The 14,415-nt window shown below is 45.0% G+C and carries 10 protein-coding genes; 6 read left to right on the top strand and 4 right to left on the bottom strand.

Features of this window, described 5'->3' with window-relative positions:
- Positions 1 to 71: 71 nt before the first annotated feature.
- Positions 72 to 2,138, bottom strand: a complete 2,067-nt coding sequence (gene dnaG / locus ACYVD4_RS27185) for a DNA primase (RefSeq protein ID WP_460951035.1) — start codon at positions 2,136 to 2,138, stop codon at positions 72 to 74.
- Positions 2,139 to 2,389: 251 nt separating this feature from the next.
- On the opposite strand from dnaG, the gene ACYVD4_RS27180 reads away from it, so the two are divergent.
- Entirely contained in the window at positions 2,390 to 3,730 is a 1,341-nt protein-coding gene (locus ACYVD4_RS27180; protein WP_460951153.1) for a vanadium-dependent haloperoxidase, read from the top strand.
- Positions 3,731 to 3,809: 79 nt separating this feature from the next.
- Here the strand turns inward: ACYVD4_RS27180 and ACYVD4_RS27175 are convergent, their stop codons facing one another.
- The 3 genes from ACYVD4_RS27175 to ACYVD4_RS27165 all read right to left on the bottom strand — a co-directional run bounded on the left by ACYVD4_RS27175 (position 3,810) and on the right by ACYVD4_RS27165 (position 6,997).
- Complete coding sequence (locus ACYVD4_RS27175; RefSeq protein ID WP_460951034.1) at positions 3,810 to 5,702, bottom strand: amidophosphoribosyltransferase; 1,893 nt, start codon at positions 5,700 to 5,702, stop codon at positions 3,810 to 3,812.
- Positions 5,703 to 5,822: 120 nt separating this feature from the next.
- Positions 5,823 to 6,443: a phosphatase PAP2 family protein gene (locus tag ACYVD4_RS27170; RefSeq protein ID WP_460951032.1), complete on the bottom strand. Its 621-nt coding sequence runs from the start codon at positions 6,441 to 6,443 to the stop codon at positions 5,823 to 5,825.
- A 77-nt stretch (positions 6,444 to 6,520) separates the two neighbouring features.
- Positions 6,521 to 6,997 (bottom strand): gliding motility lipoprotein GldH, encoded by a 477-nt coding sequence (locus ACYVD4_RS27165; protein WP_460951031.1) that lies wholly within the window; start codon positions 6,995 to 6,997, stop codon positions 6,521 to 6,523.
- Positions 6,998 to 7,105: 108 nt separating this feature from the next.
- On the opposite strand from ACYVD4_RS27165, the gene ACYVD4_RS27160 reads away from it, so the two are divergent.
- From ACYVD4_RS27160 to ACYVD4_RS27140, 5 genes are all read left to right on the top strand, one after another.
- Positions 7,106 to 7,468, top strand: a complete 363-nt coding sequence (locus ACYVD4_RS27160; RefSeq protein ID WP_460951030.1) for a BlaI/MecI/CopY family transcriptional regulator — start codon at positions 7,106 to 7,108, stop codon at positions 7,466 to 7,468.
- A gap of 4 nt (positions 7,469 to 7,472) precedes the next feature.
- Complete coding sequence (locus tag ACYVD4_RS27155; RefSeq protein WP_460951029.1) at positions 7,473 to 9,344, top strand: M56 family metallopeptidase; 1,872 nt, start codon at positions 7,473 to 7,475, stop codon at positions 9,342 to 9,344.
- A 6-nt stretch (positions 9,345 to 9,350) separates the two neighbouring features.
- A complete protein-coding gene (locus ACYVD4_RS27150) occupies positions 9,351 to 10,301 on the top strand; it encodes a hypothetical protein (RefSeq protein ID WP_460951028.1) in 951 nt (316 codons plus the stop codon).
- A 241-nt stretch (positions 10,302 to 10,542) separates the two neighbouring features.
- Entirely contained in the window at positions 10,543 to 11,541 is a 999-nt protein-coding gene (locus ACYVD4_RS27145) for a matrixin family metalloprotease (RefSeq protein ID WP_460951026.1), read from the top strand.
- A 24-nt stretch (positions 11,542 to 11,565) separates the two neighbouring features.
- Positions 11,566 to 14,400 carry a CHAT domain-containing protein gene (locus tag ACYVD4_RS27140; protein WP_460951025.1) on the top strand — a complete coding sequence of 945 codons (2,835 nt, stop codon included), beginning with the start codon at positions 11,566 to 11,568 and terminating at the stop codon, positions 14,398 to 14,400.
- Positions 14,401 to 14,415 lie beyond the last annotated feature (15 nt).

Genomic DNA, 14,415 nt, shown 5'->3' with positions numbered 1-14,415 from the left:
CCCTAATGATAAAGGTAGCCCTGGACTGATACAGCCCAGGGTTTTTTTATGCCTATACTTAAAGTGTTACTTTAACCTGATATAACCGTCCCCAGCAGATTGGATATATGCATATCAATACGTTTGAAATGCATGTATTCGGCCAGAAGTGCATCGGCTTCTTCAGGAGTTTGTTTATGTGACTCACGTAACAATTGCTGTAGAGCCGCCATACGTTGCTCTGCCAGCATTTTCTTAATACGTAGTATATTCCGATAAGCCGCATCAGCCAGTATGCCTATCTCAGCTTCTGATGGTACAATAATCTCATGTTTCAACCAGCCATCACTTATTTCGTAGCGCGGGGTAGTCAGGTGAATTGTCTGTTGCTGAAGCAACGTATCATCAGTATGATCCCGATTCAGAAAATCGGCAGATGTTAAAATATCTCCACGACTATAAGCCTCTCGAAAGAGAGTAAGCATCAAATTAAAAGGCGACGTTTGGAAGTCTATTTCATGCAATTCGCTTAGTATATATTGACAAACTGTAATACCGGGTTCCAGTTCACGCGCACCATAATTAACCAATAATCGAATGCATTCTTCTTCCTGATACGATAATGGAGTTTTTACAACTTTTGATTCGGTAGTTGCTGGCTTTGATACTGTGCGGGGAGTATCAATATCCGGAAACGGACTATCGTTGCCACTAAATCCTTCAAGTAATGCATTGATATCATCAATCGATGGCTCTGGCTGATTACTTCCTGATGGCTGTGTTCTCGACGTGGTGCTACGTTGCTGACGATCTGCATCTTTTTTATGCTGCTCCTGCTGTTGACGTAATAATCGGTTTATTTCGGAGATGACCGACTGTTCGCTCACATGAAAAACCTGTGCCACTCGTTGTGAAAGTGTCTGGCGTTTCAGCAGATCAGGTATTTTTGTAATACTGGCACATACGTCTGAAATGCCTTCTGCTCGTTTTAGCGGATTATCGCCAGCTTCGGCTAACCACTGACTGGCTTTAAAGTCGATAAAATCCTGCGATTTCGCTTTGATATACGCCTTAAAAGCTTCAGCACCTACCTTGTGTACGTAACTATCCGGATCTTCGCCGTCGGGCAACAATAGCAGGCGCAGATTAAGCCCTTCTTCCAGAACCATATCGAGCCCACGTAGCGCAGCTTTGATACCGGCGGCATCGCCATCATAAAGAATCGTTACGTTAGGTGTAAAACGAGCAATAAGCCGAATCTGCTCCGTTGTCAGTGATGTTCCCGATGAGGCTACTACGTTCTTAATACCGGCCTGATGCAACGAAATAACATCGGTATACCCTTCGGTGAGATAACAAACGTCTTCCTGACGGATAGCTTGCTTCGCCTGAAAGATGCCATATAAGACCTGACTCTTATGGTAGGCCGCTGTTTCAGGGGAATTTAAGTATTTAGGCTGATTTTTATCGGCCTTCAGAATCCGGGCACCAAACGCAATTACGCGCCCCGATACGTTATGAATCGGGAACATAACCCGTCCTCGGAAACGGTCGAATATTTTACGGTTACCTCCCCCCTCTCGCTCTTTGGTAAGAATTAGACCAGCTTTCTCTAGCAACTCAATGCTATATCCACGACGTTGCCCCTCCTGAAGCAGTGCGTCCCAAGCATCGAGTGTGTAGCCCAGTTCAAAAGCTTCGATGGTTGGGTTCGTAAAGCCGCGCTCTCGAAAATAACTCAAGCCAATACCTTTTCCTTCATCGCTAGTGAGCAATAATTCCTGAAAATAGGTTTTGGCAAAGTTGAGCACAATTAGCAAGCTCTCCCGTTCATTCTGACGTAGCAGTTCTTCGGGTGTCTGTTCCTGCTCTTCAATCTCGATACCGTACTTTTTGGCCAGATAACGTAATGCTTCGCCATAGCCAATGTTTTCGATATCCATCACAAAACGTACTGAATCGCCTGCTTTTCCACAGCCAAAACACTTATAAATCTGTCTGCTGGGATTAACGTTGAATGAAGGCGTCTTTTCATTGTGAAACGGACAGCACGCAATGTAATTCGTACCCCGTTTTTTCAACGATACAAAGTCATTGATTACTTCCAGTATATCAGAAGCCTGACGAATTCGTTCAACTGTTTCTTCGGGAATACGCATCGTAGGGAGTTATTTCTAATACCACTTATCAAAGTTACACCGAAAGTTACCCATCCGGAATCATATCGGTTGGTATACTGGTCAAATACGATTTTCTGGCAGCGTTTTTGCTCATTTTACTATACTATATACGTATTATCTAAAGTATTGCTTACATACTACTGATTGTTATGGACCAAACCCATACTTCTCCTCTTTCTGGAAAATACACTACATCTGGAAGCAAACGAAATCAACGTAGCATACTCGTTATGGCTATGCTGCTTACGTTAATTCAAGCTTGCCGAAAGCAACCAACTGATCCGGTTCAGCCAGGCGTGCCAACGGCGAATGGTAAAGCAACAGAGTTATATAACAGTGATGTAGCCATGAAGTGGTCAGCTCTTCAGCTAAAACTGTCGAAAACAACACCGGGTTTTGGGCCTGTTGTTGCCGCAAGGGCGTTTGCTTATGCAGGTTTAGCGATGTATGAAGCCGCTGTACCGGGCATTTCAACCCGGAAATCGCTGGCGGGGCAACTTCAGGGTTTAACTACGCTACCACAGCCTGAAGCAGGGCAAACTTATAACTGGGCGCTGAGTACAAATGCCGCTGAGGCAGCTATGCTTAAAAATCTGTTCCCAACTACAAATGCCGCCAATAAAACCACGCTAGACTCGCTTGAAACGGCGCTACATACTGAGTTTAAGGACACAGATGATGCTGTCAATCAACGATCGGTAACGTTCGGAAAGCAAATTGCTGACGCTTTGTTCGAATGGTCGAAAACAGACGGTGGACACGAGGGGTACACGCGTAATTTCCCAGCCAGCTTTACGGTACCGATAGGGGCTGGTTTCTGGCAACCAACCGAAAATGGGCAGAAGATTCCAATGCAGCCCTACTGGGGCACTGTTCGGACGTTTGTAAAGGCGAATAATGACTTACCCATGCCTAAGCCGCTGCCACACTCCACGGATGTAAAATCGGCTATTTTCGGGCAATATCTGGATGTGTATAATAAATCGAAGAGCCTTACTCCAACCGAAAAGGAAATTGCACTCTGGTGGTCCGATAACCCCGGCGAATCCTTCACTCCTCCGGGTCATTCATATAGTCTGGGCCGCATTGCCGTACGTACGTCAAACGCTACGTTAGCTAAGGCCGTCGAAACCTTTGCCCGCACAGGTATTGCCGTACACGATGCTTTTATTCTATGCTGGCGCTGTAAGTACGCATACAACAATCTTCGCCCTTATACCTATGTTCGGTTAGCCATTGACCCAGCCTGGATACCTTTCTGGCCAGCACCACCATTTCCTGGCTATCCATCAGGTCATGCAACACAATCCTCATCGGCTGCAACCGTTCTTGAGGCTATTTACGGCGATAATTTCGCATTTACTGACGATTCTCACGTGGGTCGGCCGAGAGATCCGCTACGTAATATCGAATTTAAAGCCCGTTCGTTTACCTCACTTGCTCAATCAGCGCAGGAATCGGCTGATTCTCGTTTCTATGGAAATATTCATACAAAACAGGATAACGAAACGGGTTTGATTGAAGGCAAAAAAATCGGTGCGAATATAAATGCGCTAATCTGGGCGAAATAAAAAAAGTGCAAAATTAAAACGGTCGAGAATGGTCATTAGCTGACTCATTTTCGACCGTTTTAATTTTTATATTACTACGTTAGTACGCTCTTACAAGCTTACCTTCCATAAAGTTAACGAAGGCCTTATTCACAACTATATTACCACCCGGCGTAGGATAGTTTCCCGTAAAATACCAGTCACCCGAATGGTTTGGGCAAGCCTGATGTAAATTATCAACCGTTTGATAAACAACGGCAACTTCGGCTTTCAGATCGGGAGGGGTAATAATCTGCGCGACTTTCTTAGAAATTTCATCATCCGTAAATACGTCGAACAGCGCTTTTACATAGTTCTGCTGGTTGGCATTACCCGATTCAATAGCTGCCACGCATTGGGCATACACTTCTTCCAATAAGTACTCCTGCCCACGGTCGCGTAGTAATTCGAGAGCCGCCCGAAATGCCACAAACTCCTTGAATTTCGACATATCGATGCCGTAACAGTCGGGGAAACGAATCTGCGGAGCCGACGAGACAATAACGATTTTCTTAGGTCCCAGCCGATCAAGCATACGTAGTATACTTTTTTCGAGCGTAGTACCCCGAACAATCGAATCATCAACCACCACTACGGTATCTTTACCTTTTTTGATAACCTCGAACGTAGTGTCGTACACATGCGACACCATATCGTCGCGCTGGGCATCATCGGCAATAAACGTCCGAAGCTTTACGTCTTTCGATACCAGTTTTTCAATACGTGGCCGGAACGACAAGACACGGTCAAGTTCTTCCTCAAAAAGAATCCCTTCCATGATCGCTTTTTTCCGCTGCCGATAGAGGTGTTCTTCCAAACCTTCTACCATACCGAAAAAAGCGGTTTCTGCCGTATTCGGAATATAGGAGAAAACCGTGTTTTCGAGATCGTAATCAATTTCTTTGAGAACCTGCGGAATCACCAGTTTCCCAAGTTTTTTACGCTCGTTGTAGATATCTGGATCCGTAGCCCGTGAGAAATAAATCCGTTCGAAACTACAGGGTTTCTTCTCGATAGGCTGTACAAACTGCTGCTCAAGGTATTCACCGTATTTATCGACGATCAGTGCATGACCGGGTTGTACTTCCTGAATGGCACTGTAATCAACATTAAAGGCAGCTTTGATAGCCGGCTTCTCCGATGCTACTACAACAACCTCATCATCAGCATAATAATAAGCCGGACGAATACCTGCCGGATCACGAGCCACAAAAGCAGCACCGTATCCCGTCATGCCAACCATTGCGTAACCGCCATCAAAATCACGGCACGAACGGTGTAGTACACGCTTCAAATCCAGATTATCTTCAATAATATCCGATAGATCAGGATTTTCGTAAATATTTTTAAAACGTTCGAAGACCCGTTGGTTTTCTTCGTCCAGAAAATGGCCGATTTTTTCCATCACCGTTACGGTGTCAACTTTATCTTTTGGGTGCTGGCCCAGTGAAATCAGTTTGTCAAATAGTTCATCAACATTTGTCATGTTGAAATTGCCGGCAACTACCAGATTCCGGCTCCGCCAGTTGCTCTGACGTAGCATTGGGTGGCAATTCTCTATTTCGTTAGAACCGTGCGTACCATAACGAAGGTGGCCCATCCAGACCTCGCCCGTAAATGCTACGTTCTCCTGAAGCCACTTGGCATCTTTGGCCTTGTCTTTATTGCCTTTGAGTGCCTTACGAAATTTTTTATTGACTTTTTCGAAGATATCCGTCACCGGACGCTGGTCAACGGAGCGGTAGCGGCTGATGTAGCGGTGCCCATAGGGGACATCAATTTTGATATTGGCAACCCCGGCGCCATCCTGCCCCCGGTTCACCTGCTTCTCCATTAGCAGGTAGAGCTTGTTCGCTCCGTAGAGCGGGGTACCGTATTTATCGAGGTAATATTGGTACGGTTTGCGGAGCCGAATCAGGGCAATCCCGCATTCGTGTTTAATAGCGTCGCTCATGAGAGAGTTGTCGAAGCGCGTTGGTTGTAGTCAGTTATGAAGTAACGAGTCCCTGCCGACATTGGTTCGCGGGAGGCCATAACAAAGGTAGCCAAAAGGTTTTCTAAATGCCGCTTAATTTTACTTCTTTATTACCCAAGGCCACAACAGTACATAAATAAGTAACGAAGAAATAGTACCAACCAGCGAACCTACGTATACATCTTCAACAAAATGCTGAAACAGGTACACGCGTGAATAGCCCGTTATGGCACCCAGCAGCAAAAAAATCCAGCCACGACGCTTGTTTTTATCCAGAAACGCCAGCAAAACAAACATGGCAAATGCCGTTGTGGTATGCCCCGACGGAAAACTGTTGTAGCTATATATGTCCAGATCTTTAATAATATGGTACTCAAAAGTCGAGTGCTCAAAGTAACGTAGCGGCCGGGGCGAATTTGGGAAAACGACCGTTTTTAGAAACAACGAGGTCAACGACGAAAGCGCAAAACTGGCGAACGCCATAAAACCAATTCGCCGATTATAAGCCAGAAGCGCCAGACAAACCACTACGTAGAATGCGCCATCGCCCATGTATGTGATGTATGGAAAAATCCAGTCGGCAGCCAGACTGTTACGTACATTAACCCATTGCATCAACTGTTCCTGCGAATAATTGATCTGCAAAATGCCCACCACTACCAGCAAAAACGCATAGGGGATAAAAAAGACTCGATTTTTACGTAGTACTTCCAGAAGCATTAGAGAGGATGTATGATATAGGCTATATGATGTAAAATGCTTCAAGTATAGATCATACATTCTACATCATATATCTTTTAATGAGCCGGTCCGGCTTTTTCGACGGTGATGCCTACACTCAGAATATTCAGCAGTGGGTCCTGCCGCATATATTGCCGAATTTCCATCGTGTATTTACCCGCTTTTGGAAAACGGTAATTGCGCTTCATCAGGAATTTATGGTCAAAAATGTCGCCTAGACCATCGCCATTGGGTTTACCCGTTTTTGGGTCCATCAGAATGAGTTCGTCCAATCGCGATTCGATCTCTTTTCCCGACGCATCACGCAGATAACGAGTCAGATACAAATTGTAATAACCATACGACAGGCTGTTACGCAGGTTATAATAAATATTATAGGACGTAGTTGTATCGGCAATCTCGAAGGTGAACGAGGGCGCATTTTTAATGTACCACTTGCCGCCCTCAATGTCGGCGTATTCTTTATAAACAGCATTCGTATCGCAACCAACAGCTAACAGCAATAGCGATAACCCAACAATCCATTGTTTCATAATGTCTGTAACTAGCTCACAAAGCTACAATAGGCGGGCTGGCTTTTCAAATCGTAAAAACTACGCAAATAGTTTGTAAACGATAAAAATAGTTTTAAACTTTGTTTTATGGAAAAGCTAACAGCCAAAGAGGAAGAAGTGATGCAGGTACTCTGGAAAATGGAACAGGGTTACGTAAAGGATATGGTTCCGCAGTTTACTGACCCACCGTTACATTATAATACGGTATCGACAATTGTTCGCAATCTGGAGGAAAAAGGCTATATCGGCCACCGGGCTTACGGAAACACGCACGAATACTACCCCATTATTACCAAAGAAGCGTATCAGAATCGGTTCGTTCTGACAAAAGTGGTGGATCAGTATTTCGATAGTTCGTATAAAAATTTGGTGAGCTATTTCGCGCAGAAAGAAAAAATTTCGGCCGATGAGTTACGGGAGATTCTGGCAATGATCGAACAAAAAAAATAGCGGTATGGAAACCCTTCGCTACGTAGTACTAGCCAATGGTCTGCTGGCCGTGGTAAGCCTTGCTTTTTATATATTACTACGTCGCGAGACGTTTTTCGGTGCCAATCGGCTGGCTTTATGGCTCGGGCTGGCAGCGGCTCTGATTTTACCTCTGCTGGAGCTACCAGACTGGCGACCGCAGCGCGTACGTAGTGTGATGCATCGAACCGCGCAGGTAGTCGTTCCACACGTACTGCCTAAACCAGCTCCACCTAACATTACCATTACGTTTCCTAATCAACAAACGTATCAGGCCTTTCAGAATCAGCCGAAACGATTCGTCTGGAGCTGGCAATTAGGACTGGTTGCAGTTTATCTGTCAGGAGTGTTGGTATTACTCCTTCGCTTTGGTATTCAGTTACTTTCACTACGTAAGCTAATTCGGTCTTCCGTTCACGAATCGTACGACGATTTCACACTGGTTCATACTGAGCAGGTAGATTCGCCTTTTTCGTTTTTCAACTGGGTTGTGTTAAACATGCATCAGCATACAACCGGTGAGTTGGAGCAAATTCTTCGGCATGAGCGGGTACATGTGCGGGAACGCCACACTCTCGATATGCTCGGAACGGAGTTGGTTTGCACCGTTTTCTGGTTCAATCCAGCGGCTTATTTATTCCGCCAGCTACTTCATCAAACCCTAGAATTTCGGGCCGATTATGTTGTTTTGCAGGAAGGTGTCGACGCGAAAACATACCAATACAATCTTGTGAAGGTTAGTTTGTTGGCCGATTCGTCGAAGATTACAAATCACTTCAGCAAGTCGCAGCTTAAGTCCAGAATTGCTATGCTGAATCAGGAAAAATCATCCAGTGCTACGTGGCTAAAGTATCCTGTTTTTCTGCTGGCGGCTCTGACCATAGCGTCGGCTTTTGCCCGTCCAAAACATATTCAGGCCGTTACCCGCTACGTTCCCAAACCCATTGCCGAAACAATAAAGGCTGTAGTTGAACTGCCAGAGCAACCAAGTCAGGAGGAAAGAACTACGCCATCTGTAGAGTCAGCAGTCCGCCAAAACACACCCATTGCTACGTTACCAGCAAACGTATCATCTGAATCTGCTACGCAGCACTCAACCCCGAAAGACTCTATTGTTCAACCCATCAAGATTGATTCAGCCCGTTTGGCACCGTCCCGGTTTATGGTGTATGAAGGCAATCGTTTATACTGGATTGTGACACCTAAAACCACATTCGACGATTTTGCGGTTATGCGGCAGGAGTTTGCCAAACAGGGGATTACGATGCAACTCAACGAAATCAAGTATGATCCTCTTTATACGTATATAAACCGAATCGTCTTCACCGTGCTACGTGAGCGTGGCGGTAGCACTAAGAACAAAGAATTAGATAATGACAACAAGCCTATTAAAACCATTGCTGGCTACGTTGGAATTGGTAAAAATGCAGGTGAAGGAGGAACAGGGCACCTCGACGTTTATAAAGAAAATTTCCCCGAATCACTCCGTAAAGTAGCGGCAGAAGACGAGCAACAGACAGAACAGTTTGTGAAAGGGCATCGGTTAGATTATCAGATTTCTGAAGGTACGCAAAAACTAAAAGAGCATGGCGCAGGAGCTGCTACGTATGGACAGGAGTTTTTCAAAAATAAAACAACCCGAAGCAGTGGCCTGATTACCAATGGCGATGGTTCCGTATCTATTGATGACAGATTAGGTGATGTAAACGTTTTTGTCAACAATGAAGCGGCTACGCCCGAAATGATCGGCAAACTGAAGGTCAGCCAGATACAAACCGTCGTCAAAAAATTCAGCTATCATCCAGACACGAAAGCGGCTTTTACCTCGGCCATCCTGATTTACACAATCAAAGAGTAGAATTTCATGTATTCTTTCACCAATCACTTTGGCGGTACTGGCCTTCATCAACGTATTGCGATGATCAACGGGCAGCGTTCGGGCATTATGGCCATCTGGCGTTACGTAGTGTGGGGGCTTTTGCTGGCAATTATGATTTTTGCCTGTCGGCATAAAGAAGCAGAGTATGCTCAGCACAAGCTCGCAACGAATACAACGCAACAACGCATTACCGAACTCGAAAAATGCTGGTTTATGCAATCGAGCTTACGAGTTTCTGACCAAATCATGGAAAGTAAATCGCCTGTAATGGATGAACTGCTCAGAAATTACCCCGCCATTTTATATCTGCGCGACAATCATCTGGCCCTGAAACTGCCGAATAGCGAACAAGTGAAATTGTTTGTAAATGGGGATGAAAAACCTACGCAGACGCTGTCGACAATAACGTTTGAGGAAATCAACGATTTAGCCGTTCACCAAAAATGGGACAGGGTACCCGGATCTGAAAAATACCCTGAACGCTATCGGATTTTTATAAGTACTACGCATAAAACTCAAACTGAATCGCTACTACGTCATCGATGGAAACAGTTTCTGCTAGTTAATGCTACCTCAGATTACCCACTTGGGAATTCGGAAAGTTTTTCCATGAACGACCTGATAGAAGCTACGTTTTTTAGTAACAAAAAAGCGTTTGTAACACGTACCAAAAAGGATTATCTAAAACTTTATGATGAATACGCTCAGGATATAGATCTGTTTATCAACGGTATGGCTGTAACTCCCGAAGAAATTGAAGGCGTTCATATACGCGAAGTTGACAAACTATATACCCACGAACGACCTTTTTTTGAATGGGCATACGGCCCCAAGCGTTCACACCGATTTGTTTTGCGCATCCAAACCGACCCCAAACGTAGCAAGCGCGACAGCAGTTACTACGTATTTAGCCCGTTCTATTCCGGCGATTTTTAAACGCTACGTCTCTGTTTTATCTCTTATCTGCTACCCTACGTAGCAGCATTTATGCGTTCATAAATCAAACGGTAAAGACTATTTTTCTACCTTATTATAAATCAATAAAAAGCACAGGTTACTTGAATTTACGGTACTGCGTATAAATTCAACACATGAACAAAATAACGTATCGACAAGCCGTCGTATCGTTAACTTTACTATTCTCGAAGCTACTCCTCTTAACATTAACCGAGTAACTATGTCGAAAATAGCTACTTCCACACTTCTTATTATCTTTTTAGTATCGACTCTATTCTTCCGCTGTCAGTTTCAGGTTATTCCGCCCGAAGCATCGAAAGTGGCTTATGTAAGTGGGAGTCAAAGTACTACGTCGCAACGACTTTCGGCTGAGTGTGCTATCCGATATAACCTCGTCAATATTTATACAAAGATGGACAATGAGGGGCAGCGGGAAGCTATAAAAGCAGGCTTTGACTTATGGCAGAAAGCTTGCCCTAGAATTGGTTTTTTAGATTTGGCCTATGGAGCTATTCTCAAGGTTCAGTTTGTTGACCAATCTCAAATACCTTCACCAACTGATGAAACTACAATAGGTCTGGTAAAGGGTATACCAACCGTGGCAGGTGGGCTTCAAAAAGAAAGTGACGGAACCTATACGATTTTACTAAGCGACACATTCGAGTGGACCAAAAATTCCTTAATGAAAGCCATCGCTTATCACGCCGGACTTTATCTGGGCATGACTACATCTACTGAATCGGGGTCGGCTATGTCTCGATTATATGCGAATCAGAGCGTTAAACTATCACTATCCGATTCATTACAAATCAATAAACTATACATTACCAGTTGTAGAGATTTAGCCGGAATAAGCTTTCTGCCAACCAGTTTAAAAGTAAGCACACAGCTAACTAAAACGATCCGGTTAGATAAACAAGGTGAAATAAATGTTAAGGCATCTGGATTTATCACCACAGGCCTTTTTGTTGGAGTTAGTGGTCCTGAGGGCAAAAATGGTCTACTAGATATTCCTATTCCTGAGCTTAATATTGTTCCAGAGTTCCTACATGCTGCTCTAATTTATCGGATCAATAATGAAACCCGTTGGTCATATTGCGGCAAAGAATGTACTATTCCAACAACCGGGGCTCAGTATATGGATATAACCTTCAATATGAATGACAACAATCAAAAAGATAATTCCGGAGCTTACGACGTAGCGCTCAGCTACAAATAATAATACGATTTTCCTCTTTTTACCGTGTCTCGATTTCTTGGTTTCTTGCTGATTGCTTGCCTACCGAAAATGGGCTGGTCACAGGTGGCGTTGTCTGATAAGTATCGTCAGCGTGCCGAAGACTGGTATGCCGAAAGCCAGTACGACTCAGCAACTAAGTACTACAAAAAGGCGTATGAACTTGTTCGCCATTCCGATCCGGTTCGGGCCGCAAACCTTTGTGTTGATCTTAGTAGTATAGATTACATGAAAGGGCATAATCGCGTAGCAACCGACCGTTGCATACGCGGACTGAATCACATCGGCAAGCTTAAATCGGCCCCCGACTCTGTTCGTTTCAAGCTTTTCTCCGGTTTGGGAACGTATTATATTCCGCTCTATCGTCAGGATTCTGCCTTATATTATTTCCGAAAAGCCGACGTATTGCTGGAACAAAATCCACGTATTGAAGCGCAAATACCTTTATACGTATTATATCACTTCAACAATCAGGGCAGTTGGTTTTTTAAACTGGGAAATTACTCCAGAAGCCTGACCTATCTCGATAGAGCGCGTAAAGTTGCTACGTCCTATAATTGGGCGGAAGACATTGCTTTTATCGAAAGTAACATTGCCGAATGTTGTGATTTGATGGGCGAACTCAACAATAGCCTAAACCACCGCCAACTCGCGAATCAGTTTTACCATAAGCAGGATTTACAAAAGTGTAAAACCTTATCCGGAATCGGCTGGGCGCTCTATAAGCTAAACCGGACTCAGGACGCACTCACGTACTATTCTAAGGCCGAACAGCTTATGCACACGCTACGTAGCGGGAAACACACAACCGACTACACTTCCGACCAGATTCATCTCTGGCGCATGATCAGTACGTGTTATCGGGCTCTTAATCAATTGCCTACTGCTAGTCAATATATAAAACGGGCGTTGCAATTAAACCAGAAACAACCGCAACATTTGGGAGGTTTACTGGCTCGCGTATTGATTGAGCAGGGCGAAATTTACGAAGCACAGCAACAACCAGAAAAAGCATTAGCCGTTTATCAGGCCGCTCTCCGGGCTGTTTGTCGTGATACGTCCCGCCTTATGCATTACTGGCAAAATCCATCACCAGAGAATTCTTCCGACGAATCGACGCTTTTGTCAGCCGCCACTCACAAAGCCAATCTGCTCGCAAAGCTTTACAAAGCAACTCCCGACCGAACGTATCAACAGGCCGCTATTGCTACGTATCGGTTTGCGATAAGTCTTCAGCAACGTATCCGGCATGGTATCGATACCGATCAGTCGCAGGTAATTTTTTCAGCTCAGCAGCATGAACTGATGCCAAACGCAATTGCGACAACATTCGATGCGTACCAACAACAACCTACTGCGGAATTACGGGCAATACTGCTCCAGTTTTTTGAAGAAGCGCAGGCAGGCAGTTTACGCGAAGCACTTCATCTGAATACCATAAAACCCCAAACTATTCCGGCCACACTCCTTGATCGGGAGCAACAGTTAAAAACGCGGATTAGTTATCTCAAAAAACAACCGCCTACCGATTCTACGGCACGCGATGAACTTACGGCCAAACAGATACAGTGGCATCAACTTGTCGAAACATTCCGGCAGGATTACCCTGCTTATTATCAACTTAATTATCAGACGAATACGTTAACCCCGCAGAATCTCCAACAGAAACTCGATCCACAAACGGCCTACGTAGCGTATGTGCGGCAGGGCAACAATCTGTATATTCTGACAGCCACGAACCAATCCATCGATGTAATTCGGAAACCGCTCAACTCCGCCCGATTCGACCAGCAGCTTGCCCGTTTGAAACAGCAACTCTATACCGATCCGGTTCTGCGACAATATGAAGGAGCCGCCTATGCAGCCGAAATCTACGCTACGTGTATCGAACCAATCCGGGCAAAGTTGACAGGAAAAACAAGGCTTGTTGTTTGTCGCGACTGGAGTTTCAATTTTTTACCGTTCGAAGTACTGGAAACGGGCCGACAGGCGCAAGATTATTTGTATAAGCACATGGCGATTGCGTATTCTTTTTCTGCTCAGTCGGTTTTTGCTCCCACTTCCCGACCAATTTCGCTAAATCCAGTATTGACAATCGCGCCATTTGCACGCCCTCTGGCCGTTGGGAAGGCTGCCAACCGACAGGGGAACACGCAAACACTAGCATCGAGCGAAGTAGAAGCCCGCACTATCGGGGGCGACGTATTACTCGGTTCATCCGCCAGCTTAGCGAATTTCCTGAAAACAAATCTGGAACGTAATATTATTTTCTTCGCCACCCATGCCGCCACTGATGACGTAAATCCAGCCAATTCATACATTGCTTTTTATCCGGGCGAATCCGATAAACTGTATGCCGACGATATCTATAATCTCTCCCTATCGGCCACTGGACTGGTTGTGTTGGGTGCCTGTGAGACAGGTTCGGGACGTAGCATGAAAGGCGAAGGAATACTTTCGTTGGCGCGGGCATTTGCTTACGCTGGCTGTCCTGCCGTGGTTACTACGCTCTGGAAGGCAAATGACGAAACGACCTCATTTCTAAGCATCCGGCTCCATCATTACGTATCAGAAGGAATGCCGGTCGATATAGCGTTGCAACGTGCCCGTCAGGATTTCTTTGAATCGCCCTTACGAGCAAAATATAACCACCCCTATTACTGGGCTAATTATACTCTGCTTGGACAACGCGATGCCGTGATGGCTGGTAATTACTGGTCTCAGCCGATCTGGTGGATAGTCATCGCTGGGCTTATCGGTGCGCTACTCATCTGGCAACGAGCGGATGTGCTACGTTGGCTAAAGAGTAAAAAACAAAAAAAAGCAGTATCAACAAAATGATTTTATACTGGCCTT

The sequence above is a fragment of the Spirosoma daeguense genome (assembly GCF_054776875.1).
The sequence above is the reverse complement of the archived record's forward strand: the minus strand, read 5'-3'. Positions and strand labels throughout refer to the sequence as shown.

What these genes read in the sequence shown, in the direction of transcription:
- dnaG (WP_460951035.1), bottom strand. Translation starts at nt 2,138, where the DNA reads ATGCGTATTCCCGAAGAAACAGTTGAACGAATTCGTCAGGCTTCTGAT.
- ACYVD4_RS27180 (WP_460951153.1), top strand. Translation starts at nt 2,390, where the DNA reads ATGGCTATGCTGCTTACGTTAATTCAAGCTTGCCGAAAGCAACCAACT.
- ACYVD4_RS27175 (WP_460951034.1), bottom strand. Translation starts at nt 5,702, where the DNA reads ATGAGCGACGCTATTAAACACGAATGCGGGATTGCCCTGATTCGGCTC.
- ACYVD4_RS27170 (WP_460951032.1), bottom strand. Translation starts at nt 6,443, where the DNA reads ATGCTTCTGGAAGTACTACGTAAAAATCGAGTCTTTTTTATCCCCTAT.
- ACYVD4_RS27165 (WP_460951031.1), bottom strand. Translation starts at nt 6,997, where the DNA reads ATGAAACAATGGATTGTTGGGTTATCGCTATTGCTGTTAGCTGTTGGT.
- ACYVD4_RS27160 (WP_460951030.1), top strand. Translation starts at nt 7,106, where the DNA reads ATGGAAAAGCTAACAGCCAAAGAGGAAGAAGTGATGCAGGTACTCTGG.
- ACYVD4_RS27155 (WP_460951029.1), top strand. Translation starts at nt 7,473, where the DNA reads ATGGAAACCCTTCGCTACGTAGTACTAGCCAATGGTCTGCTGGCCGTG.
- ACYVD4_RS27150 (WP_460951028.1), top strand. Translation starts at nt 9,351, where the DNA reads ATGTATTCTTTCACCAATCACTTTGGCGGTACTGGCCTTCATCAACGT.
- ACYVD4_RS27145 (WP_460951026.1), top strand. Translation starts at nt 10,543, where the DNA reads ATGTCGAAAATAGCTACTTCCACACTTCTTATTATCTTTTTAGTATCG.